Consider the following 23827-nt stretch of genomic DNA (forward strand, 5'->3'; position numbering starts at 1 on the left):
GGGTAGTGCCGCTTCAGCCAGGCTGACTGGTAGGTGGGCAGCGCGAAGGCGGCGGCGTGCGCCTTGCAGAACCCGAACGAGGCGAAGGATTCGAGGATGAACCAGATCTGTTCGGTGACCTGCTCCCCGTAGCCGCGCTCGACGGCGAGCCTCGTGAACCACTTCCTGACCTTCGCCTGACCCTCGGAGTCGCCGAGCGCGCGGCGCACCTCGTCGCCCTGGGCAAGCGTGCAGCCGGTGACGGCGGCGATGATCATGATGATCTGTTCGTGGAAGACGACCACGCCGTAGGTCTGTTCGAGCGCGGGGATCAGGCTGTCGTGCAGGTACTCGGGCGCCGTCCAGCCCTGCCGCGATTCCAGGAAGGGCGTGACCATGTCGGACTTGACGGGGCCCGGCCGGAACAAGGAGATGTCGACGATCAGGTCGTGGAAGGTCTCGGGGCCGAACTTACCGACCAATTCCCGCTGGCCGGGCGACTCGATCTGGAAGCAGCCGAGCGTGGCCCGGTGGGCGATCATGTCGTAGACCGCCTCGTCATCGAACGGGGCGAGCGCGTCGATGTCGGGCGTGGGGCCCTCCGCTTCGGTGCGGTCGATCTCTTCGAGGGCGTGCGCCATGGCCGACTGCATCCGGATGCCGAGCACGTCCAACTTCAGCAGCCCGAGGTCCTCGACATCGTCCTTGTCGAACTGGCTCATCGGGTAGCCGCCATAGCTGGCCTCGAGCGGGGTGCGCTGCCCGAGCGACGAGTCGCTGAGGATCACGCCGCACGGGTGCAGCGCGATGTGGCGGGGCAGCCCGTCGAGGGACTCGACCAGCCCGAAGAGCATGTCGAGGCGCCGCTCCCCCAGCCCCGCGGCGCGCAACTCGGGCAGGTCGCGCAGCGCGTTGCGGGCGTCGCGGGCCCGGATGTGCGGGAAGGCCTTCGCCATGGCGTCGATCTCGACGGGCGGCAGACTGAGCGCGGCGCCGACGTCGCGGACGGCGTGCCGGACCCGGTAGGTCTCGATCATGGCGACGCAGGCGACGCGCTGCCCCCGAAGGTCTCGAGGATCTTGTCGTAGACCTCGGTGCGGCGCGCCGACTCGACGTCGAGGTCGATGTCGGGCAGCGCCATCCTGAGCGGCGACAGGAAGCGCTCCATGATGAGGCCGTAGCGGATCGGGTCGACCCCCGAGACGCCGAGCGCGTAGTTGACGAGGCTGCCCGCGCCGGACCCCCTGGCCGCGCACCGGATGCCGAGGTCGCGGACCAGCCCGACGACGTCGGCGACGGTGAGGAAGTAGGACTCGAACCCCATCCGGCCGATCACCGACAGTTCCTCGTCGAGGCGGTCGAACACGTCGGCCCCCGGCGAGGCGTAGCGCTCGGCGATGCCCGCCTCGCAGCGCGCACGTAGCGCGGCAGGTGCCTCCTCCGGCGTGGTGCCGAGGGTCTCGAACTCGGGGAGCCGGATCTCGCCGAGCCCGATGTCGCCGATCGGGTCGAGGCGGCAGCGTTCCGCGACGGCCCGGGTGGCGGCGAGCAGCGACGCGCCGTCCGCCCTGCCCGCGAGCCGGGCCGCCTCGTCGGCGGCGATACCCATCGCGGCGCCGTCCTTGAGGTAGCCCTCGGCGTTGCGGCGGTCGATGTTGCGCACGTCGAGCGGCACGAGGCGGCGGGCCGCGTCGAGGACGTCGACGGTGGCGGCCTGCTGCCTGCGCGCCATCCGCACCGCGTTGGTCAGCACCGCAGGCAGGCCCAGTTCGTCGGCGAGCCGGATGATCCCGCCCGCCTGGTGTGCGGAGGTGACGCCGCGGCCGCCTGTCTGGTGGTTGGTGGCGGCGAGCACGAGGCCCCCGCCCAGTTCGGAGCGCCACCGCACCGCTGCCAGCCGCGCCGCCTCCGGATGCCCGGCCGCGATCAGCTCGCCGATCTCGGAATCGGCGCCGAGCAGGACGAGGGTGTCGCGGCCCGCGCAGTGCTGCGCGATGGTCTCGAGAGTGACGACCGGATCGGACCGGTCGCCGGTGAGTTGCGCAGCGGTGATCAGGGAGCAGAGCGCGCCCCAGCCAGCGCGGGAGGTGGCGAGCACCACCGCCCGGGGCAGCCGCTCGTCGCGCAACTGCCCGCCGCGGGCGGCGTTGGGGCGGCGCGGGGGCTGCCACCCTGCGGGCCGCACCGCGAGGTCGACCCCGACGATGGGCGCGACGCCCGCCTGCAGGCACGCCTTCGCGAACCGGATGGCCCCGTACAGGCCGCCGCGATCGGTGATGGCGAGCGCGTCCATGCCGTGCCGGACGGCCTCTGCGACCAGCTCGCTCGGATGCGAGGCGCCGTACTGGAAGGAGTAGCCGGAGGCCACCCTGAGGTGCACGAACTGCTCCATCACACTGCCTCCGCCGCGACGACCCGCTCGCGCCTGCGCAGCCAGCGCGACGCGTCGGCGAGGAACTGGTCGGTGGCGCGCACCATGTCGGCCGCGATCCGCTCGCTCGCGACGCCCGCCTTCGCGGCGGGCGCGTAGACGCCGAAGTAGGCGGCCCATTCACCCAGTTCGGGCGCCGCTGCGGCGAGCAGTTCCCACGCATCGGTGCGGCCGCGGACGCGGCGGGGCGAGGCGGCGATCACCGCGAGCGCGATCTGCTGCGCCGCGCGGTAGGCGACGCCGAACCGCGCCGCTGGCGGGTCGGCGTACTCGGCCTCGATGATGAGCCGCTGGGCATGGCTGAGGTCGATCATCAGTCGAGCACCGCCTGCAGCACCCAGTCCTGCGCGTCGACGGTGCGGGCCAGTTCGTAGACGCCGCGGTGCCCGCCGTTGCCCGCCTCCACCCTCCACACCTCGCGCTCGCCGAGCGGATCGGCTCCGTCCGCCTCGACGGCCTCTCCCCGGAGCGCGCGGGCCTGTTGGCCTGACCACCAGGGCGTCGCCCTGCTCCACCTGCCCTGGACCTCCTTGACCAGCAGCAGCCTGTCGCGCCAGATGAACTGGCGCGGCTGGTCCGAAAACAGCACGTGGATGGGTTCGTCGTAGGTACGCATGGCCGCCTCCCGGGGATCGTTCGATTCTTCGAAAACTGCTCATTCGACCCGGGAGCCCCGGACCGGCGTGGGGGTCGAATCCACGCCGGGCCGGGGCGGCCCATACCCGTTTCGCCTGTTCACACCAGAGCTTCCCCGAACTAATCGAACAGGCGTTCGGATGAAGACAACTATAGGCTCCCCCTCCGACAAGACGTCAAGCCCAACGCGAAGAATTGTGGATAACGCAAAAGTTCTGTCCACAGGCATGGGTCCGGTGGCAACGGCCCGGCCCGCCGGCCTATGACCGGGCATGGGAGGCCGCGTTGTCCGGGCGTGGCGCTACTGTCCAGGAAGGAGGGGAAGCGATGGCAACCGATCGGGAACGTGTACTGCTCGACGCGGCGATCGCGCGCGCCGCGAGCGGTGCGGAACCGGACCCGTTGCTGTTCTGGGGACACACCGGGCGAGCAGGCCAGGTCGGCCGGGAGTGTCTGAGCCAGTGGTACCCGGCCACCTTCGACGTCGACGGCGTCCGCTACGCCAACGCCGAGCAGTACATGATGGCGGGCAAGGCCCGCGTCTTCTGCGACGAGGAGGCGCTTGCCGCGATCCTCGCCGCCGACTCCCCCGAGGAGATGAAGCGCCTCGGGCGCAAGGTGCGCGGCTACGACCGGGAGCGTTGGGAGGCGGCGCGCTTCGCGATCGTGGTCGAGGGAAACGCCGCCAAGTTCGGCAGCCACGACGTGCTGCGCGGCTTCCTCCTCGACACCGGCGACCGCCTGATCGTCGAGGCATCGCCGGCGGATCGGGTCTGGGGCATCGGCCTCGCGGCCTCGGACGAGCGCGCGGGCGATCCGCGTCGGTGGCGGGGGCTCAACCTCCTCGGCTTCGCGCTGATGGAGGCACGCGCCACGCTCCGCGCGGCCGACGCCGGGGGCGACTGACCCGGGCCAACCGTGGCATCATGGGCGCGCCCGCAGCGATGACGTGAGGAGGCGGCGATGGCGAAGGTGAGCGTCCGCGGCGCGACGCTGGCGGCGATGGCGGCGTCGGCGCGCCTGGCTCGCCTCGGGCACGAGGTGACGCTTGTCACCGACGGGTTTCCCATCGACCGCGCGCTGGACGACGCCTCCCCCGTCATCGCGCTGCCCGCCACCTGGAAGGACCTCTTCAAGAAGTCCGGCGGCCACCTGCAGGCCGAACTCAACCGCGCGGGTCTGGAACTGGTGGAGGCGCCGCCGCCGCGCCACGTGCTCTCCGACGGCACGGTGCTCGACCTGCCGACCGAGCGCGGCCCGCAGTTCCGCGCCGTCCGCGACGCGCTCGGCGAGCAGGTCGCGGTCGCCTGGCGCGACCGCCTCGACGACCTCGACACCCTCTGGCACGCCTTCCGCAGGCACGCGCTGGAGGGCAACGAAGCGGTGGTCACCGACGAGCAGCGACGCGCGCTGTGGCTCGAGCGCACCGTCGCCGACGTCGCCGCGCCGCTCGGCCCGCTTGCCGATCTCGCGCTGCGCCTGGTCGACGACCCTGCCTCCCCCGCGCTGCTGGCGCTGCCTCTTGTGGTCGAGCGCTCCTTCGGGCGCTGGCACCTGGTCGACGGCGACGCCACCCCGCAGCCCGCCTCCCGGCTGCTCGGCCTACTCCTCGACCGGATGGCCGAGCGGGGCGTCACGCTCGCAGACGACGCCGACGGCGCGGCGGACATCGACTGTCGCCAGCCCACGCCGCTGGCCCAACCGGTCAGCGCGGAGCAGTGGCTGGCGCTTCCCCCGATCGTCGGGGCCGACGGCGCGCTGCGCGCCTCGGCGGCCTCGCCCGCGGGGCGCGAGCCGTGGGCGCAGTTGGGCAGCGCCGCGCTGGCCGTCTACGAACTGCATGAGCGGTTGACGGGCGAGGACTGCCGCCCCACCAACGTCGCCTTCACGATGCCGCGGCTACCCTGAGCCCTCGTCGCCCTTCGGACGGGACAGCCAGCGCCACGCGATGAGCCCGACCACGACGGCGGCCAGGGCGAGCATCACGAAGTCGGGGATGGCCTCGCCGACGCCGCGCAGCCAGTTCTCCACCCTGTACTGCTCGGTCGCTCCGAGGATGCCGCCCAGCGCGGAGGTCGCGTCGGTGAGCAGGAACAGCAGGCCGACGGCGACGAACAGCGCGCCGGAGACCAGCCCGATCACCGACGTGGTGAACGGGCCGAGCTTCACCGGCCTCGGCTTCAGCCGCTCCCCAGCTTGAACCGTTCCCACACCAGGGCGAGCAGCACGAGCGGCACCACCATGCCGGCGCCGAAGGCGGCAAGCAGCACCGCGCCGTACAGCGGGCTGCCGCCGACCGCGGCGACCGTCAGCACGGCGCCGAGCAGCGGCCCGGTGCAGGCACCCGCGAGCCCGTAGGTCGCGCCGAGCAGGATCGCGCCGACGGCGGAGCGCGGGTCGCCGCGCTGCGCGATGCCGGGGATGGGGATCCGGATGCCGAGCGCCGTGATCAGCCCGAACACGATCAGGATCGCGCCGCCGACCATCGACAGCGTGCCGCGGTGCACCGTCACCAGCGACCCGAGCGCTCCCGCGCCCAGGCCGAGCGGCACGAGCGTCAGCAGCAGCCCCAGGTAGAACAGGCCGGTGCGGGCGAGCAGCTTCGCTCGGTCGCCGTTGAAGGCGTAGGCGAAGAAGGCGGGCAGCAGCAGCGCGGCGCAGGGGCTGAGGATCGCGGCGACCCCTCCGAGGAAGGCGCCTGCGTAACCGATCAGCATCAGTCGACCAGCGCGACCTGCTGCGCGATCAGCTTCTGGAAATACTCGAGCGGCTGGGCTCCCGAGACGAACTCGGAGCCGACCACGAACGAAGGCGTCGACGTCAGCCCGAAGCCCTGCGCCTCCGCGGAGTCGGCGGCGACGGCCTCCGCGTGGGCGGGGTCTGCCCAGTCGGTCGTGAACTGTTCGACGTCGAGGCCGAGCTTTTCGACGATGCCGAAGACCAGGTCGTCCGGGATGTCGGGGTGGCCCTGGTTGGGCAGCGCGACGTACAACTCGTGCGCGAACTCGAAGTACTTGCCCTGCACGCCCGCGGCGCGGGCGGCGGTGGCGGCGCGGATCGACTCGTCGCCGAAGATCGCGAGGTCACGGAACTCGACGCGCAGCGTGCCGTCGTCGATCAGCGGCTGTAGCGCGGGAAGCGTCTCCTCGGCGAACACCGAGCAGAAGGGGCAGCGGTAGTCGGCCCATTCCGTCAGCACGATCTTCGCGTCGACGCGGCCCATCGCCAGCGGATCGGCGGGGTCGCGCTTTGGCAGGTCCTCCAGGAAGAAGCGCTGCAGTTCGGCCTGCTCGGCCGTCGGCTCCCCGGTCTCCACCGTCACGGGCGGCTGCGTCTCGGCGTTCGCGGCGGGCGTCGTCTGCTCCTGCTGCGGCGCGGCCTGCGAGCCGCCCATCTGCATCTGGGCGATCACCCCGATCAGGGCGATGATCACCACCAGCATGGCGACGATTGTGATCTTGTACCCGTTGGTGTTTGCGGGCGCGGAGGACATGCGATCAACTCATTCTGGGTCGGGTTCGGCGGTATCCACTGTGCCTTAGGCGAACAAGCGTCGCCAACTGGGGGTTGGTCACCGCGCGGAACCCCACGTCGATCGGTAGTAAGCTTGACTGTCTGTCTCAACCGAGGATGAGTGGTTTTGAGTACTTCGCGCGCCGACCTGAATCGCGAGATCGCCCTTGAACAGGCCCACGTCGACAGGGTGTACGACAACCTCGACGCCGCAACGGCCAGCGCCAAGTCGCTGGCCGAGCAGGGCCGCGAGATCTATCGCTCCGACCGCACCGGATGGACGCGCGAGGAGGACGGCACCGCGCTGTTCGAGCGCGACGCGTTCGCCTACCAGGCCGCGCGCCGGCTCGCGATCCTGGACGCGGAGCATGAGGGCCTCGTCTTTGGCCGGATCGATCTGGCCAAGGACGACGAGGCGCGCTACATCGGGCGCATCGGCGTGCGGGACTCCGACTACGAGCCCCTCGTGATCGACTGGCGCGCCCCCGCCGCGGAGGCCTTCTACCGTGCCACCCCTGCCGAGCCGATGGGCGTGATCCGCCGCCGCGTGCTGCGCTGCCGCGACGACAAGGTGATCGGCCTCGAGGACGACCTGCTCGATTCCTCGGCGGACACCGCGCTGCCGATCATCGGCGAGGGCGCCCTGATGGCGTCCCTGACCCGCGCCCGAGGGCGCACCATGAAGGACATCGTCGCCACCATCCAGGCCGAGCAGGACGAGGCGATCCGCGCCCCCTATCAGGGCGTCACGATCATCGCGGGCGGTCCAGGCACCGGCAAGACGGTGGTCGCGCTGCACCGCGCCGCCTACCTGCTCTACACCAACCGGGCGAGGCTGGAGCGCGGCGGCGTGCTCGTCGTCGGCCCGTCAAACGTCTTCATGAACTACATCGAGCGGGTGCTGCCGAGCCTCGGCGAGGACACGGTCACACTCAAGGCCATCGGCAGCGTCGCCGCCGACGTGCTCGGCATGTCGAGCGAGCGGATGGACCAGGCAGAGGCGGCAACGGTCAAGGGCAGCCTCGCGATGGTGGCGGTGCTGCGCCGCCTGGTGCGGACCCCGCTGATCGACCACCCGGACGCACTGCGGGTGCGGGTCACGGTCAAGGGAGAGGTCCTTGGCCTCGAGGCGCGCGAGCTGGGCCGGATCCGAGACCAGGTCCTCGCGCAGACCAAGCTGAACCGCGGCCGCGACCTCGCCCTCAAACTGGTGATCGCCGCGCTCAAGGCCAAGTTCCCCGAGGACGTCGGGATCGAACCGGCCGAACTGGACGAGAGGGTGCGTGAGCACCCGAGCCTCGCCATGTTCATGAACGCGTGGTGGCCCGCGCTGAGCGCGCCGCGTGTGCTCGCCCGGCTGTCCGACCCCGAACTGACCGGACGCGTCGCCACCAGCCTGACCGCGGAGCAGCGCGCGGCGCTGACCGCCTCCTACGGTTGGTTGCGCGGCTCCGAGGCCGATGCAGACAACCTGAAGGGCTGGTCGATCGCCGACATGGCGCTGCTCGACGAACTGGTCTCGATCCTCGGGCCGGTCCCGGAGGACAGGGACGCCGACGTCGACGTCTTCCTCGAGGGCGGCGACGTCGCGGAGGTGCTGACCACCGCCGACCTGCTGCGTTTCGAGCGCACCGAGGACCCCGACGAGGACCCGCAGACCACCTACGCGCACATCCTCGTCGACGAGGGCCAGGACGTCACCCCCATGCAGTGGCGGATGCTGCGCCGCCGCGGGCCGCAGTCGTCGTGGACGATCGTCGGCGACCCCGCGCAGAGTTCCTACCCGTACCCGGAGGAGACGGCAAAGGCCCTCGACGAACTGATCGGGCGGGCGCAGCGCCGCACCTTCACCATGTCGACCAACTACCGCTCCCCCAGCGAGGTGTTCGACCTGGCCGCGAAGGTCATCACCAAGGTCTACCCGGACGCGGAACTGCCGAAGGCGGTGCGCTCCACCGGCATCGAGCCGAGGCTGGAGGCGACCACCGCGGCCGACCTACCTGCGGCGCTGCGCGGCATCCTGCTCGACCTCGCGGGCCAGGTCAACGGCACCATCGGCATCGTGGTGCCCCCGTCGCGCCTCAGCGAGGTCCAACTGCTGCTGATGGGCGACGACCGGCTTGCCGCGTTCGAGGACCGGCTGATCGTCGTCACGGCGCTGCAGGCGAAGGGCCTCGAGTACGACGGCGTCGTGGTCGTCTCGCCCGACGAGATCGTCGCGGAGGCGCCCGGCGGGGTGCGGGTGCTCTACGTCGCGCTGACCCGCGCCACGCAGCGCCTCGTCACCCTCGACGTCGACACCTCCAAATGGCGGAGCCTGCTCGACTGACGGCTCAGTCGGTGTTCTCGCCCAGGTCGTCCTTCAGCCGGGCCAGCACCTCGCGGGTCGCCTTGGAACGGTTCTGCGTGAAGAACTGCAGCCCTGGGGCGCCCGCCGCGAGCAGGTCCCGGCAGAGCCCGAGCGCCGCGTCGAGGCCGATACCCCGGACCTCCTCCTTGGAGCCTGCGGCCCGCAGTCGGGCGACCAGGTCCTCCGGCAGGTCGCGGCCCGAGAGCGCCGCGAACCGCTCGATCTGCGTGATCACCGTCAGCGGCATGATGCCCGGGATGATCGGGACGGGGCAGCCGCGGGCGGCCATCCGGTCGGCCAACTCCCGATAGGGGCGCGCCTCGAAGAACAACTGCGTGATGGCGAACTCGGCGCCCGCCGCGACCTTCGCCTCGAGGATGTCGGCGTCCAACTCGGCGTCGTTGGACGTCTCGTGCGGGTTCGGGAAGGCGGCGACGCCGACGCAGAAGTCGCCCTGCTCCTTGACGAAGGCGACCAGTTCGGTCGCGTTGCAGAGGCCGTCGGGGTGCGCGGCCCACTCTCCCCCGCCCGGCATGTCGCCACGGATCGCCAGGATGTTGGTGACGCCCGCCTCGCGGTAGGCGGCCAGCGCCTCGGCGATGTCGGCCCTCGACTGGTCGACGCAGGTCAGGTGCCCCACCGTGACGGGCCCTCCTGACGCCGCGATCCTGCGGGTCGCGCGGATGGTCCTGTCCCGCCGCGACCCGTTGGCGCCGTAGGTGACGGACACGAAGTCCGGGAACAGCGGCGCAAGAGCGTCGACCGCCCTCCACAGGATCGGTTCCTCCTCGTCAGACCTCGGGGGAAGAACTCGAACGAGAAGAGGGGCCCTTGGGCCGAGGCGAGCATCTCGCCCACGGTCCCGGGTCGTGGATCGCGCGTGTGCATGGCCCTAACAATAGGCAGTGGCGCGGACGGCTCGACTAAGCTGCCCACGTGAGACAACCCCCTGATCCCACCGCCCCGCTGAACGACGGATTCCTGTCCGCGGTCGGCGAAACCATCGACGCGTTCCTGGCGGCCCAGCGGCCCCTGATCGACGAAGTGGGGGTGCCAGAACTGCTCCGCGTCGCCGAGCTCGCCACCTCGGGGGCAAGCGCCTGCGGCCCGCGTTCTGCTACTGGAGCCATGTCGCGGCGGCGGGGGTCCCCGACGACGACGCGCCGCTGCTCGCCGTCGCCTCCTCGCTCGACCTGCTGCACGTCAGCGCGTTGGTCCACGACGACCTGATCGACGACGCGGACACCCGCCGGGGGCAGCCTGCGGCCCACAAGCGCTTCGAGGCGTACCACACGCAGCGCGGCGGCCGCGGCGACAGGGCGGCGTTCGGCACGTCGTCGGCGATCCTGCTCGGCGACCTGCTGTTGATGTGGAGCCTCGAACTGGCCGACGCGTCGGGCGCGCCGGGACTGGAGCGGACCCGTCCGCTCCTCAACGCGATGCGCGCGGAGGTGACTGCCGGGCAGTTCCTCGACGTGAGCGCCCAGTACCGCGTCACGGGAGCCGGAACCTTCGCAGACGAACTCGACGTGGCCCGGCGGGTGCTCGAGTTCAAGTCGGCCCGCTACTCCATCCGCCGCCCTGCCCAGATCGGCGCGTCGCTCGGCGGCGCGGACGAGGCGCTGCTCGGCGTGCTCGGCGAGTTCGGCTCGACCATCGGGCGCGCCTTCCAGTTACGCGACGACCTGCTCGGCGTCTACGGCGACCCGGCGCTGACCGGCAAGCCATACGGCGGCGACATCCACGAGGGCAAGCGGACGGTGCTTGTGCTGACGGCGCTCGCCGAGGGGTCGCCCGCGGAGGCCGACGAACTGGCGCACCTGCTGGGCGCGACGGGCCTGACGGATCACGACATCACGCACGCCGCCAACCTGATCGCCTCCACCGGCGCGAAGGGCAGCGTCGAGGCGACCATCGAGTCCAACCTGCGGCACGCGGAGCGGCTGCTCGACTCGACGCCCATGACGAGGGAGGGTCGCACCGCGCTTGCCGCCCTGGCCGAGCGGAGTGTGAACCGTGCCAGTTGAGGCGACCGGCCTGACGTCGGCGCAGGTCGCCGAACGGATCGCGGCGGGGCAGGTCAACGCGCTGCCCTCCAGGTCGGGGCGATCGACCCTCGACATCGTCCGGGCCAACGTCTTCACGCGCGTCAACGCGATCCTGTTCGTCCTGTTCCTGAGCGTCGCCATCACCGGCCACCTCATCCAGGGTCTCTTCGGGATGCTGATCGTCGCCAACTCGGTCATCGGCATCGTGCAGGAACTGCGCGCCAAGCGCACCCTGGACAAGCTGGCGGTCGTCGGCGAGGCGCACCCCACGGTCATCCGCGACGGTGTGGCGCAGCAGATCGTGCGCGACGGGGTGGTGCTTGACGACCTGATCGCGATCGCGCCCGGTGAGCAGGTCGTCGTCGACGGGGAGGTCGTCGCCTCCGACTACCTCGAGATCGACGAGTCGCTGCTCACCGGAGAGGCCGACGCGCTGCCGAAGGGTCCGGGCGACCAGGTGATGTCGGGCTCCTTCGTGGTGGCGGGTACCGGCACCTACCGCGCCACGAAGGTCGGCGCCGACGCCTACGCGGCGCAACTCACGGCGCAGGCCGCGAAGTTCACCCTGGTCTCCTCAGAGCTTCGCGGGGGCATCAACCAGATCCTCAAGTACGTCACGTTCCTGCTGATCCCGGTCGGGATCCTGAACATCATCGTGCAGTTCTCCCAGCCCGACACCACGTGGCAGGAGTCCATCCTGCGCACCACATCTGCGCTGGTGCCGATGGTGCCGGAGGGGCTGGTGCTGCTCACCTCGATGGCCTTCGCGCTCGGCGTGATCAGGCTCGGCAGGCGCAACTGCCTGGTGCAGGAACTGCCCGCCATCGAGGGCCTGGCCCGCGTCAGCGTGGTGTGCGCCGACAAGACGGGCACCCTGACGCAGAATTCCCTGACGCTCGGCGAGATCATCCCGCTCGACGGCGACGACCCGACGGCCGCCTTGTCGCAACTGGTCGCCTCCGACCCCACCCCCAACGCGTCCATGCAGGCCATCGACGCAGTCGTGCCGCCCGCCGACGATCCGTGGCTGCTGACGGCGCGGGCCCCGTTCTCGTCGGCGAAGAAGTGGTCGGGCGCGACCTTCGAGGGGCACGGCACCTGGCTGCTCGGTGCCGCCGACGTGCTCGCCGACCCGGCGACTGCGGCGCGCGCCGAGGAGATCGGCGCGACGGGCCGCCGGGTGCTGCTGCTCGCCACGGGCTCCGAACCGGTCGACTCACCCACCGCGCCGGGGACCGTCACCCCGAAGGCGCTGCTGGTGCTCGATCAGGTCAAGCGCCCCGACGCCGCCGAAACGCTGCGCTTCTTCCAGGAACAGAACGTGGCCGTCAAGGTCATCTCCGGAGACAACGCCGCCTCGGTCGGGGCCGTGACCCGCTCCTTGGGCGTCGAGATCGGCGAGGTGGTCGACGCGCGGACGCTGCCAGAGCCGGGCCCCGAGTTCATCGACATCGTCAACGACGGCGACGTGTTCGGCCGCGTCACCCCAGAGCAGAAGCGCCAGATGGTCGGGGCGCTGCAGGCCCGGGGGCACAGCGTCGCCATGACCGGTGACGGCGTCAACGACGTCCTCGCGCTCAAGGATGCCGACCTGGGCGTCGCGATGGGCTCTGGCTCCTCCGCGACGAGGGCCGTCGCGCAGATCGTGCTCCTCGACGACAAGTTCGCCTCACTCCCGCACGTCGTCGCCGAGGGGCGGCGGGTGATCGGCAACATCGAGCGGGTCGCGAAACTGTTCCTCACCAAGACGATTTACGCCGTGATCCTCGCGCTCACGGCCGTCGTGCTCGGCCTGCCGAACCCGTTCCTGCCGCTGCAGATGACCGTCGTCGGTTGGTTCACGATCGGCATTCCCGCGTTCCTGCTGAGCCTCGCGCCGAACCGCGAGCGTGCCCGGCCCGGCTTCGTGCGGCGCACGCTCGCCGTCGCGATTCCCGGCGGCATCATCGTGGCGGCGGCGGCGCTGACCACCTACATCGGCACCCGCGGCCTGCACGAGGTCGCCGACGACGTCCAGACGCAGGCGTCGACCGCGACGCTGATCGCGCTGATCATGACCGCCACCTGGGTGCTGAGCGTCGTCGCGCGGCCGTACGTCTGGTGGCGCGCCTGCCTGGTGCTGTTCGCCTACGGCTTCTACTTCGCGGTGTTCGTGCTGCCGTTCGCCAGGAAGTGGCTGACCCTGGACGTGTCGAACCTGCACACCGTCACCTTCGGGTGATCGCGGGCCTGATCGGCATGGTCGGCATCGAACTGGCGTGGTGGGTCACCGCGATCGTCCGCGGCGAGACGCCGCGGCTGTGGGGTCAGCCGAACGCGTCCCTGGTGTAGGTCTCGGCCGCCGGATCCTCCGTCCAAGCCGCCTTCACGGCGTCGGCGATGGCTCTCGTCTCGGCGAACGGGTCGGCCGCCTCGAAGATGGCCGTCGAGACCGTCACCCGGCGCGCCCCCGCGGCCAGCACGTCCGCGACGTTGGCGCTGGAGACGCCGCCGGCGGCGAACCACACCGGGCCGCTTGGCAGCCCGAGCGGGGGCACCTTTCCCGCCATCTCGACGATCGAGTCGTTGACGCCGTCGCGCGTGATCGCCGGGCCGACGAAGCCGAACACGAACGGGTCACCCTGCAACTCGTCGACGTCGCCCGCGCCGTCGATCGACCTGCCGAACATCGAGAACTCGTGCGGCCGCGGGTATCCGAACGGCCGCCAGCCGGGACGCTTCAGGAACACCACGTCGGCGCCGCACGCCAGCCCGACCGCCAGGTCGTCTGCTGCGACGAGGGTCGGAAGGCTGAACAGCCGGTTCCTGGCGACCTTGATCGCCTCGGCCGTCTCCTCATTGCCGCGCTTGCCCTGGGAGAAGATCAGCAGGTCGGCGCCGTGGGCGGCGAAGTCGGCCGCCTCGGGAACGGCCAGCTCTGGCGGCAGCACGACGGCAACGCGCGCCGTCCGCAGCCTCGTCGTCAGCGGGACCAACGCGGTCATGGCGTCCTCCCGGTGGCGGATCCGTGTGCAGACATAGCCAAGTTCGTCCTTCCAGCGTTTGCGCCCACAACTCTATTGCCGCCGCTCCGCCCGCGGGGCAACTGGGTCGAAGCAGGGACGATCGGCGCCCTTTGACCCCGACTCGCCGGGGCGAGGCGAGCGCGATGGCTCGCGCGGCGCATACAATCGGGGTCGCAGACGGGCTCACACGGCCTCCTTCCCCGACCGTGCATGGAGTGGCATGAACAGCACTTTCGACCCGTTGGTCGGCCAAGTGCTGGACGAACGCTACGAGATCGTGGCGAAGGTGGCACGCGGTGGCATGGCCACGGTCTATCGCGCGCGCGACCTCAGGTTGTCGCGCGTCGTCGCCGTCAAGGTGATGCGAAGCGACCTCGGCGAGGACGACGAGTTCGCGGCGAAGTTCGACCGCGAGGCCCGCTCGGCCGCGGTGCTCAGCCACCCCAACGTCGTCAGCATCTTCGACCAGGGCAGCTCGCAGGGTCAGCCGTACATCGTGATGGAGTTCATCGAGGGCGAGACGCTGCGCCGGGTCATCGGCCGGGAGGCGCCGCTGCCGCCGGACCGGGCGCTCGAACTGTTCGAGCAGGTCGCCGCCGCGCTGTCCGCGGCACACGAGGCGGGCGTCGTGCACCGCGACATCAAGCCGGAGAACGTGATGCTGACCGACCGCGGGCAGGTCAAGGTCGCCGACTTCGGCCTCGCCCGCCAGGTCGACTCGCCCCAGATGACGGCAACCGGCGTCCTGGTCGGCACCGCGAGCTACCTGCCCCCGGAACTGGTCACCCACGCGCGCCCGGATGGCCGCAGCGACGTGTACTCCGCGGGCGTGGTGCTCTTCGAACTGCTGACGGGCAAGAAGCCGCACACGGGCGAGAACAACTACCAGATCGCCTACCGGCACGTGAACGTCGACATCGAGAAGCCCTCGGAGCGGCTCTCCGAGTTGGGGCAGAGCTTCGACTGGCCGATCCCCGACTACCTCGACACGCTGGTGCTCGCAGCGACCCGACGCGACCCTCGCGCCAGGATCGCCAACGGCTACGAACTGCTCGCCGCGGTGCGCAAGGTGCGCCACGAGATGGCCCGCGGGGCGGGAAACGACAACCCGCAGTTGGCGGCCTCGATCCTGCCCGAGAGCCCCGCCGACGGCGTCACCGAACGCCTCAAGCCGCGTGAGCGGCCGCGCCCCGCCTCCGGCATGACGCCCGAGACGGTGATCGTGCGGCAACCGCAGTGGCAGCCCGCCGACCAGGCCCCCCGCACGCCCATCCCGCCTCCCGAGAAGACGCCGGTGAACCCGCACCACTCACCCTCGCCGTCGCACTCCCCAAGAGCCAGCGCACGCCCGTGTTCCCTCCGCTGCACATCTCGCACGACCCGGTGCACCGCAGGCGCCGCGGCGTCATCGCGCTGCTGCTGGTGCTGCTGCTGACCGCCGGCGCAGGCGTCGGCTCCTGGTGGTGGCTGTCCGGCCGCTACACCACCGTGCCCGCGGTGGCGAGCCTCAACGAGACGAAGGCCCGCGAGGCCGCGGACGCGAACTCGCTCGGCGTCTCGGTCCGCGAGGAGTACTCCGAGACGGTCGCGAAGGGCGTCGTGATCGACACGGAACCCGGCTCGGGTGAGCGACTGCTGCGCGGCGGAAGCTTCACGCTCGTGATCTCACGCGGCCCGGAGCGCTACCCGATGCCGAAGGTGGTGGGCGTGTCCCGCGACCAGGCCGAGGAGGCGATTCGCCAGCACTTCACGATCGGAGCGGTCACCGAGTCGTTCTCCGAGGACGCCGCCGAAGGGCAGGTGCTGTCCGCCTCACAGGAGGAGGGTGCCGAACTCAAGCCCGGCACCACCGTCGACCTCATGGTCTCCAAGGGCAAGGAGCCGATCCGGATCCCGAACGTGGTCGCCTCGAGCGCCGCGAACGCAGAGAAGGAACTCAAGGCGCTCGGCTTCAAGGTCGATGTCAAGGAGGAGAACTCCACGAGCGTCGAGAAGGGGCAGGTGATCCGGCAGGATCCCTCGGGAGGCAACGGCAACCGCGGCGACACCGTCACGATCGTCAAGTCGCTCGGCCCCGTGATGGTGACCATCCCCGGTGTGTGGGGCAAGAACGCCGACGACGCCAAGAAGTTGCTGGAGGACCTCGACCTCAAGGTGGAGATCCAGAACGACTCAGGCTTCGGGCTGCCCTTGAACCTGGCGAAGTCGACCGACCCCGCGGAGGGCTCTCAGGTCGCCGTCGGAAGCACCGTCAAGCTCATCATCGTCTGATCCGAGCCCCTGATCCACGGCGCGAAAAGGCCGGGCGCCCCACGAGGGGGCGCCCGGCCTTCCGCTTCGTCAGCGCAGCCCGATGAAGGAGAACTGGAAGACCAGTTGCCCCTCGGCGGGGATCAGGAACTCGGGGTGCGTGCGGGCGCCCCACGAGTCGTCGCCACCGACGCCGCGGCGCGCGAGGGCGGGCCGGATGAAGGTGTTCTGGATCGGCGGCAGGTCCACGTGGTGGGCCGCGTTCTCGATCTCGAAGGGGCTCCACGGCAGCGCCGAGAACTCCATGCCGGACGGCGCGGAGAAGCGCAGGCCCGCGCCCTTGCCGTTGGTCACCTCGGCCCACCGGACGCCCGTGCGGCTACCCGCCTCCTGAGGCATCAGGTAGGGCGTCAGCAGGTCGGCGACGTCGGCGTCGTAGACCCCGACCCGCGCGCCTCCCCTGCGGTCGACGTAGCACTCGTCCGGCCCCTCGCCGTACCACCTGAGGTGCGAGTAGTCGGCGTCGATGGTGAACAGCACCCCGAACTCCGGCAGGTCGGCGAGCCCTGCGCCCGGCGTCAGGGTCTCGGTGACGTCGATCCTGCCGTCGCCGAAGACGCGGTACGACAGGTCGCAGCGGCTCTCGGGTCGGGTCGGGAGGGCGTAGTGGTAGGTGACCTCGACGCTGTCGTCGTGCGTGGTGATGGTCGGGTTCTCGCCCGGCACCAGGTTGGCGTAGCGGCTGGCGAGCAGCCAGTCGCCGTCCTCGAAGAACGACCGCCAGCCCTTCTCGTTCGAGGTGGGCGCGTGCCAGAAGTTCGGCGTCGGGACAGCCTTGAGCAGTTCACGTCCGCCGTCGCTTGTCATCCCGAAGCGGTACGACTGCAGCCCGCCGAAGATGCGCGAGAACAGCGCGATGAAGTGATCGCCGCGCACCCCGATGTTGTGGATGCCGTTGATCAGTTCGGGAGCGGCGCCGGGCGCGACCCGCTCGGCCCCAGGGACCTCCATGACTGCCTGTTCCCAGCCGACCTCCTGGCCGGCCGAGCCCCACCGGGTCGCCTTGCGCAGCCGGTAGGACACGTCGACGGTGTACTCCCCCGGTGCCTCCGGCAGGGCAAGCGGCAGCGGGTAGGAGACGGTCTCGCCGGGAGCGACGTCGGTCTCGAGCGTCGACTCGGCGAGCACCACCGACTCGCGGGCAAGCGTCACGACGCAGTCGTACTCCGCGGTCGAGGTGAACAGCATCTTGTTGGTGATCGTCACCGAGTCGGCGGTGATGTCGGTGCCGAAGCCCTGGTACAGGTAGGCGACCTCCTGCATCCGCGGCGTCGGGGTGTGGTCGGCGAACAGGATGCCGTTGCCGCAGAACTCGCCGTCGTGGGGCGCCTCGCCGCAGTCGCCGCCGTAGCCGAAGAACTTCTTCCCGTGCCTGTCGGTCAACGCGATGGCCTGGTCGGAGAAGTCCCAGATGAACCCGCCCTGGAACAGCGGGTCGCGCTCAGCGAGGTCGAGGTACTTGTCGACGGCGCCGAACGAGTTGCCCATCGCGTGGGCGTACTCGCACAGGATGAACGGCTTGTCCCGGTTCTCCTTGAGGAACGTCTCGATCTCGGCCGCCGGGGTGTACATCCGCGACACGACATCGGTGGTGGCCGGGTAGCGCGGATCCCAGTCGACGCCCTCGTAGTGCACGGGGCGGGAGTCGCGTGCCCTGAACCAGTTCGACACCTCCAGCAGCGTCGAGCCGCCGAAGGACTCGTTGCCGCAGGACCACATCACGATGCTCGCGTGGTTCTTGTCTCGCTCGTACATCGAGGCGGCACGGTCGAGCAGGGCAGGCTTCCACTCGGGACGGTCGCCGGGGACGGCCTCCTCGATGGGGCGCCCGAACTGCCGGATCCGGTCCCACAGGCCGTGCGTCTCGAGGTTCATCTCGTCGATGACGTAGACGCCGTACTCGTCGCACAACTCGTAGAAGAAGGAGTTGTTCGGGTAGTGGCTGGTGCGCACCGAGTTGATGCCCGCCGCCTTGATCAGTTTGAGGTCCGACTCGGTGGTCTCGCGGTCCATCACACGACCGTTGAGCCCGAACTCGTGCCTGTTGACGCCCTTGAACACGATCCTCTGACCGTTGATCTTCAGGACGCCGTCCTCGATGCCGAAGCGACGGATGCCGACCCGCTCGGGGACGACCTCGGTGACCTCGCCCGCGGCGTCGCGGACCTCGATGACGAGCCGGTACAGGTGCGGGTCCTCGCCGCTCCACAGGTGCGGGTCGGTGACGGTGATGCTGAGCACGCCGTCCTCCCCCGCCGTCAGGTCGCCGACGCCCTCCAGGCGCGCCGCGACGCTGCCCTCGCCCTCCAACCGGTAGCCGAGCGTGACGACGGCCTCGCCGAGATCCTCGGAGAGTTCCGCCCTGACGTCGACGTCCTCAAGATGCGTCGCGGGGCGCCGGTACAGCACCACGTCGCGGAAGATGCCGGAGAACCGGTAGAAGTCCTGGTCCTCGAGCCAGGAGGCGGCGGACCACTTGAACACCTGCGCGGCGAGCTTGTTCTCCCCGACCACCAGCGCGTCGGTGAGGTCGAACTCGGACGGCGTGAAGGAGTCGCAGCCGTAGCCGATGTACGAGCCGTTGAGCCACACCGCGATGGCCGACTCGGCGCCCTTGAACGAGATGCTGAGTCGCTCACCGTCGGCGAGGGGCTCGTCAAGGGTGAAGGTGGTCGCATAGCTGCCGACCGGGTTGAACCTGGTCGGCACGTCACCGATCTCGAGGTTCTCGTGCCCGTCCCACGGATACTGGACGTTGGTGTACTGCGGCCGGTCGTAGCCCTGCAGTTGGATGTGCGATGGCACCGGGATGTCGTCCCACCCGGAGCAGTCGTAGTCGGGGCTCTCGAAGCCCTCGATGGTCGCGTCCGGGTTCTTGGCGTAGTGGAACTTCCACAACCCGTTCAGGTTGCGCTCGAAGCCACTGACGCCGGTGGCCGCCTCCCCCTCGCTGGCGAACCAGCGGTGGTCGGAGTGCGCCGGCATCCGGTTGTCGGCGTAGTACGTCGGGTCCGCGAGGCGGCCACGTTCGAATGACATTTGAGATGTGCTCCTAACTCACTTGATGGCCCCGGTCATGCCAGCGGCGAAGCTGCGCTGGAGGACCAGGAAGATGATCATCGTCGGCAGTGAAGCCAACAGCACGGCGAGCATCAGCACGCCGTAGTTCGTGACATAGCCGGCGCTCAGGTTCGAGATGAGCATCGGCATGGTCTGGTACGCGTTGTCGAGCAGGATGACCTTCGGCCAGAGGAAGTTGTTCCACGCCGTCATGAAGGTGATGACGGCGGCGGCCGCATAGGTCGAGCGCATCGTGGGGATGTAGATGCGCGCGAAGATCGCCAACTCGCTGAGCCCGTCGAGGCGCGCGGCCTCCAGGATCTCGTGCGGGAAGTTCCGCGACGCCTGCCGGAAGAGCAGGATCAGGAAGGGCGTCGAGATGGCGGGGAGGATGACGGCGAACGTCGAGTTGACCATGCCTGCGCTCGCGAAGAGGCGGAACAGCGGAATCATGGTCGCGGCGAACGGGATCATCATGGCGAGCAGCAGGACGGCCATCAGGACGTCCTTGCCCTTGGAGTGGTAGATCTCGAAGCCGTAGCCCGCGATCGAACACACGAGCAGGGCCGCCAGGGTGGTCGCGACGGCGTTGACCGCCGAGTACCACATGGCGGAGCCGAGGTCGGCCGCGCCGATCAGGGCCTGGAAGTTCGCGATCAGGTTGCCGCCGGGCAGCAGCCGCGAGCCGAGCACGTCCTGGCTGGTGTTGGTCGACGAGACGATCATGAAGTACAGCGGGAAGAGCGAGAACAGCGCGAAGACGCTGAGGAACGCGTAGCCCGGCACCTTGCGCCACTTGGTCCTAGTCACGCTTGTCACCCACCTTCATCTGCACGAATGCCAGCACCGCGACGAGGATCAGGATCACGTACGAGATCGCCGAGCCGTAGCCGACATTGGGGTTCTTCTGGAAGGACAACTCATAGAGGTAGTGGGACATGGTCATGGTCGTGTAGGCCGGCCCGCCCTTTGTGAGGTTCCACGACTCGTCGAAGAGCTGCAGCGTGCCGTTGGTCGACATGATCGCCGTGAGCAGGATCATCGGCTTGAGCTGCGGAACGGTGACGTACCAGAACGTCTTGAACGCGCCCGCGCCGTCGACCTTGGCAGCCTCGATGCTGGAGTGGTCGATGTTCTGCAGGGCGGCGAGGTAGAAGACCATGTTGTAGCCGGTCCAGCGCCAGATCAGGCCGAGGATGATCACGAAGCGGGCCGTGCCCGTCTGGCCGAGCCAGTTCACGGGCTGGTCGATCAGGTGAAGGCCCTGCAGCATGTCGTTGATGAACCCGTCCGTTGCGAACAGTGTGCGGAACACCAGCGAGTACGACACCAGCGAGACGGCGCACGGCAGGAAGATGGCGGTGCGCCAGAAGCCCTTGAAGCGCAGGGTGGGGTTGTTGAGCAGGTTGGCCAGGATCAGCGCGAGCACGAGCATGATCGGCACCTGGATGATCAGGTAGATGAAGGTGTTGCCGAGCGTCAGCTTGAACGTCTCGTCCTGCCAGAGGCGGGCGTAGTTGTACCAGAGGGGGTCGGCGAAGTTCAGCCTGAGGCCGCGTCCGGTCTTGAGAGACAGAATGAACGCCTCGATCATCGGCCAGAAGCTCATCACGGCAATCAGCGCCGCGGCGGGGATGAGGAAGCCCCATCCCGTCAGATTGCGTCGCCTCTCCGGCGACATGCGAGAGCCGCCGGTCTTCTTCGACCGGCGAGATCTAGGTGAGGCCGCTCCCTCCCCGGGGGCGGACTCGAGAGTTGTGGTGGTCACGAGTTTCTCCGTTCGTCGAGGGCAATGCCGAGGGGCGGGCGCGTGCGGCGCCCGCCCCGAGGCTGTTGCCTTACTTCATGGCGAATTCGACGGTCGACTGCGCCTCAGCGAGCGCGGACTTGGCGTCGGTGCCCTGGATGATCTTGGTCAGCGCGGCGCTGACCGCGTCGCGGGCCTCGTAGTAGTAGACGCCGGTGTTGTTGACCGGGACGTCCTTGCCGTAGCCGACGACCATCTGGTAGATCGGCTGGTCACCGAAGAACTTCTGGGGCTCCGCGTAGACCTTGGAGTCGCCAGCCGGGGTCCAGTACGCGACGGCGCCGGCCTTGGGAAGGATGGTGTCGTACAGCTCGGTCGAACCGGCGAAGGTGGACTTCAGGAAATCGGAGGCCAGCTTGTAGTCGCCCGTGGAGCTGATCGCCCAGGAAGAGCCGCCGTTGGCCGAGTAGTTGGTCGCGCCGTCGACACCGTCGAGCTTGGGAAGGTCGGTGATCTTCCACTTGCCCTCCTGATCGGTCGCCGTCTGGATGGTGCCGCTGATCCAGATGCCGTTGACCGTGCCAGCCACGCTGCCGTTGACGAAGGTGCCGACATACTCGTCCCACGAGTTGACCTCGACCAGGACGCCGGAATCGACCAGTTCCTTGTAGGTCGCCACCGCAGCGTCGAGCTTGGCGTTGTCGGTGATGGTCGGGTTGCCTTCCTTGTCGAACAGGCTGCCGCCAGCGCTCTGCAGCATCATCATGATCAGGTCGGACGACCCGGCCTGACCCGAGAGGATCGGCTTCTTGGTCTTGGCGAGGATGTCCTTGCCCTGCTCGATGTACTTCGACCACGTGATGTCGGTGAAGTCATCGATGGTGTAGCCGGCCTCCTCGAGCACGTCGGTGCGCAGAGCCGTGATGGCCGTGCCCGCATCGAACGGCACACCGTAGTTCTGGCCGTCGATGGTGGAGTACGCCTTCACCGAGTCCGGGAACTGGCTGAAGTCGACGCCCGAGTCCTTGAGGGAGGCGACCAGGTCCGGGTAGTTGATGACGTTCTTCTGGAACGCGTTGTTCTGCATCAGGAAGATGTCAGGCAGGTCCTTGTAGCTACCCGACTGGGCGATGGTGGTGAGCTTTGCCTGCAGGTCGTCCCAGGGGACCTCGGTGATGTCGAGCTTGAAGTCGGCGTGATCCTTCTGGTAGACCTTCTCGGCCTCCTGCATCGCGTAGATGTTGAACGCGGGGTCCCAGGTCCAGACGGTCAGCGTCTGGTCGCCGTCACCCTCGCCACCTCCCGTGTTGTTGTTGCCGCCGCCACCGCAGGCAGACAGCGCGAGGGACAGTGCGAGTAGGCCAGCGCCGAGCAGGGCTGGCAGCTTCCTCTTCTTCATCGGGTGTTCCTTCTGTCGAATTCCTTGCCGACGAGCGGGTCGGCTCCGGTAACGCGTCGTTGCGGGAAAGCGGATGAGCTCCTCTTCGAGCAACACCATGATTTGTTTACGTTGCCAACCGTAACACCGGCTCCGCACGACAGCTAGGGGGTCTTTCTATCAAATCTGTAACAATCGCACGCTCGTACTGCAGGTTTCCCGCCCAAACGGAGGTAGCACCGCCCTCGGGGTGAAGTCTCAGGGCAATATTTGGCCACGTGAACACACGCGTGGTTGACCGATCTTGATAGGATGACGACATGGCCGCGACGACGAGGCGCATCCCTCCCACCAAGACGCCCTCGATCTCCGATGTTGCGCGTCTGGCAGGCGTGTCCGCGCAGACGGTCTCGCGGGTCTCCCGCGGCGCGACCGCGGTCAGCCCCGCCACCAAGGAGCGCGTGCTGCTTGCCATGTCGGAGCTCGGCTACACCCCTAACCGCGCCGCGCGAGCGCTGCGCAACGGCGCGTACGGCAGCCTCGGCGTCATCGCGCAGCAACTGGAGCGCACCGGCGACGCGTTGACCACCACCGCCGTCGTGGCGGCGGCCCAGGAACTCGGGTACAGCGCCACGCTCGTCGAGGTCCGCAACCAGGACCCCGAGGAGATCAGCCAGGCGACCCAACGGCTTTCACACTCCGCGATCGACGGCCTGGTCATCATCGGCATCGACAACGCGAGCCTTGATGCCTTCGCGCTGCCCGCCAACCTGCCGGTCGTCGTCGCCGATTCGCGCCTGGTCGGACGTTACCCGTCTGTGGTCGCCAACCAGATCCGCGGCATGCAGGACGCCGTCAACCATCTGCTCGACCTCGGTCACCGCCGCGTCGACCACGTCGCAGGCGCGGAGGGCTCCCAGCCGGCGTCCGTGCGGCTGGCCACCTGGCGCCGCTGCCTCACCGAGCGGGGCCTGGAGGTGCCCGCCGCGCACCACGGCGACTGGACGGCCGAGTCGGGGTACCGGATCGGCCAACTGCTGGCGGCGGATCCCGAGGTGAAGGCGGTCAGCTGCGCCAACGACGAGATGGCGATCGGGGTGCTTCGGGCGATGCACGAGGCGGGTCGCAGCGTCCCGGGCGATGTGTCCGTCGTCGGCTTCGACGGCATCGCGCTCAGCGAGTACACCTATCCCCCGCTCACGACCGTCCGCCAGGACTTCTCCCGCCTCGGTCACGAGCTCGTCAACCAGTTGGTCAGCCAGATCAAGGGCACCGCAGGCAATCGCGCCCACCACCTGGTGATCCCGACCTCGTTGACGGTTCGCGGCAGCACCGCACCGCCCCGCCGCTGAGCCCGAGCCGACGGGGTC

Annotated in this window: 19 protein-coding genes and 1 pseudogene; 8 read left to right on the forward strand and 12 right to left on the reverse strand. The window is 69.4% G+C overall.

Annotated features, from left to right (window positions below; all coding sequences use genetic code 11):
* Positions 1–16: 16 nt before the first annotated feature.
* The 3 genes and pseudogenes from BW730_RS19230 to BW730_RS07865 form a co-directional block, all read right to left on the reverse strand.
* Positions 17–2371 (reverse strand): annotated as a pseudogene (locus tag BW730_RS19230) (hypothetical protein); the annotation flags it as partial.
* On the reverse strand, positions 2371–2724 hold the full coding sequence (locus tag BW730_RS07860) for an SAV_6107 family HEPN domain-containing protein (protein WP_077685762.1): 354 nt from the start codon (positions 2722–2724) through the stop codon (positions 2371–2373). The pseudogene BW730_RS19230 and the gene BW730_RS07860, both read right to left, overlap by 1 nt.
* Positions 2724–3026: a DUF6504 family protein gene (locus tag BW730_RS07865; protein ID WP_077685763.1), complete on the reverse strand. Its 303-nt coding sequence runs from the start codon at positions 3024–3026 to the stop codon at positions 2724–2726. Before BW730_RS07865 ends, BW730_RS07860 begins: the two co-directional genes overlap by 1 nt.
* Before the next feature lie 347 nt (positions 3027–3373).
* On the opposite strand from BW730_RS07865, the gene BW730_RS07870 reads away from it, so the two are divergent.
* Positions 3374–3952 (forward strand): NADAR family protein, encoded by a 579-nt coding sequence (locus BW730_RS07870; protein ID WP_077685764.1) that lies wholly within the window; start codon positions 3374–3376, stop codon positions 3950–3952.
* A gap of 57 nt (positions 3953–4009) precedes the next feature.
* Positions 4010–4954 (forward strand): phytoene desaturase family protein, encoded by a 945-nt coding sequence (locus tag BW730_RS07875; RefSeq protein WP_077685765.1) that lies wholly within the window; start codon positions 4010–4012, stop codon positions 4952–4954.
* Here BW730_RS07875 and BW730_RS19235 read toward each other — a convergent pair.
* From BW730_RS19235 to BW730_RS07885, 3 genes are read right to left on the reverse strand one after another with little or no spacing between them, the layout of a single operon-like run.
* Positions 4946–5215: a hypothetical protein gene (locus tag BW730_RS19235; RefSeq protein ID WP_226997144.1), complete on the reverse strand. Its 270-nt coding sequence runs from the start codon at positions 5213–5215 to the stop codon at positions 4946–4948. The genes BW730_RS07875 and BW730_RS19235 overlap by 9 nt on opposite strands.
* An 11-nt stretch (positions 5216–5226) precedes the next feature.
* Positions 5227–5763: a cytochrome c biogenesis CcdA family protein gene (locus tag BW730_RS07880; RefSeq protein WP_226997145.1), complete on the reverse strand. Its 537-nt coding sequence runs from the start codon at positions 5761–5763 to the stop codon at positions 5227–5229.
* Positions 5763–6539 carry a thioredoxin domain-containing protein gene (locus BW730_RS07885; RefSeq protein ID WP_077685766.1) on the reverse strand — a complete coding sequence of 259 codons (777 nt, stop codon included), beginning with the start codon at positions 6537–6539 and terminating at the stop codon, positions 5763–5765. The genes BW730_RS07880 and BW730_RS07885 overlap by 1 nt, the downstream gene beginning before the upstream one ends.
* Positions 6540–6686: 147 nt before the next feature.
* Here BW730_RS07885 and BW730_RS07890 point away from each other — a divergent pair, with 147 nt between their 5' ends.
* A complete protein-coding gene (locus BW730_RS07890; protein ID WP_077685767.1) occupies positions 6687–8888 on the forward strand; it encodes a HelD family protein in 2202 nt (733 codons plus the stop codon).
* A 4-nt stretch (positions 8889–8892) separates the two neighbouring features.
* Here the strand turns inward: BW730_RS07890 and BW730_RS07895 are convergent, their stop codons facing one another.
* Positions 8893–9687: a methylenetetrahydrofolate reductase gene (locus tag BW730_RS07895; protein WP_145952772.1), complete on the reverse strand. Its 795-nt coding sequence runs from the start codon at positions 9685–9687 to the stop codon at positions 8893–8895.
* Positions 9688–10009: 322 nt separating this feature from the next.
* Between BW730_RS07895 and BW730_RS07900 the strand changes: the two genes are divergently transcribed.
* Complete coding sequence (locus BW730_RS07900; RefSeq protein WP_226997206.1) at positions 10010–10936, forward strand: polyprenyl synthetase family protein; 927 nt, start codon at positions 10010–10012, stop codon at positions 10934–10936.
* Positions 10926–13178 (forward strand): HAD-IC family P-type ATPase, encoded by a 2253-nt coding sequence (locus BW730_RS07905; protein WP_145952774.1) that lies wholly within the window; start codon positions 10926–10928, stop codon positions 13176–13178. Before BW730_RS07900 ends, BW730_RS07905 begins: the two co-directional genes overlap by 11 nt.
* Before the next feature lie 85 nt (positions 13179–13263).
* On the opposite strand, the gene BW730_RS07910 is transcribed toward BW730_RS07905, so the two are convergent.
* The gene (locus BW730_RS07910; protein ID WP_077685768.1) at positions 13264–13941 is read right to left on the reverse strand and encodes a beta/alpha barrel domain-containing protein; all 678 of its coding nucleotides are present in this window, start codon (positions 13939–13941) and stop codon (positions 13264–13266) included.
* Between the two features lie 241 nt (positions 13942–14182).
* Between BW730_RS07910 and BW730_RS07915 the strand changes: the two genes are divergently transcribed.
* On the forward strand, positions 14183–15397 hold the full coding sequence (locus BW730_RS07915; protein ID WP_077685769.1) for a protein kinase domain-containing protein: 1215 nt from the start codon (positions 14183–14185) through the stop codon (positions 15395–15397).
* On the forward strand, positions 15313–16233 hold the full coding sequence (locus BW730_RS07920) for a PASTA domain-containing protein (RefSeq protein ID WP_158522538.1): 921 nt from the start codon (positions 15313–15315) through the stop codon (positions 16231–16233). The genes BW730_RS07915 and BW730_RS07920 overlap by 85 nt, the downstream gene beginning before the upstream one ends.
* Before the next feature lie 69 nt (positions 16234–16302).
* Here the strand turns inward: BW730_RS07920 and lacZ are convergent, their stop codons facing one another.
* The 4 genes from lacZ to BW730_RS07940 form a co-directional block, all read right to left on the reverse strand.
* Positions 16303–19311 carry a beta-galactosidase, LacZ type gene (lacZ, locus tag BW730_RS07925; RefSeq protein ID WP_077685771.1) on the reverse strand — a complete coding sequence of 1003 codons (3009 nt, stop codon included), beginning with the start codon at positions 19309–19311 and terminating at the stop codon, positions 16303–16305.
* 18 nt (positions 19312–19329) lie between these two features.
* Positions 19330–20142: a carbohydrate ABC transporter permease gene (locus tag BW730_RS07930; protein WP_226997146.1), complete on the reverse strand. Its 813-nt coding sequence runs from the start codon at positions 20140–20142 to the stop codon at positions 19330–19332.
* Complete coding sequence (locus BW730_RS07935) at positions 20135–21013, reverse strand: carbohydrate ABC transporter permease (protein WP_077685772.1); 879 nt, start codon at positions 21011–21013, stop codon at positions 20135–20137. Before BW730_RS07935 ends, BW730_RS07930 begins: the two co-directional genes overlap by 8 nt.
* Positions 21014–21170: 157 nt before the next feature.
* On the reverse strand, positions 21171–22478 hold the full coding sequence (locus BW730_RS07940; RefSeq protein ID WP_077685773.1) for an extracellular solute-binding protein: 1308 nt from the start codon (positions 22476–22478) through the stop codon (positions 21171–21173).
* Positions 22479–22777: 299 nt separating this feature from the next.
* On the opposite strand from BW730_RS07940, the gene BW730_RS07945 reads away from it, so the two are divergent.
* Positions 22778–23809 carry a LacI family DNA-binding transcriptional regulator gene (locus BW730_RS07945; protein WP_226997147.1) on the forward strand — a complete coding sequence of 344 codons (1032 nt, stop codon included), beginning with the start codon at positions 22778–22780 and terminating at the stop codon, positions 23807–23809.
* Positions 23810–23827 lie beyond the last annotated feature (18 nt).

This window comes from Tessaracoccus aquimaris, from assembly GCF_001997345.1.
GTDB lineage: Bacteria > Actinomycetota > Actinomycetes > Propionibacteriales > Propionibacteriaceae > Arachnia > Arachnia aquimaris.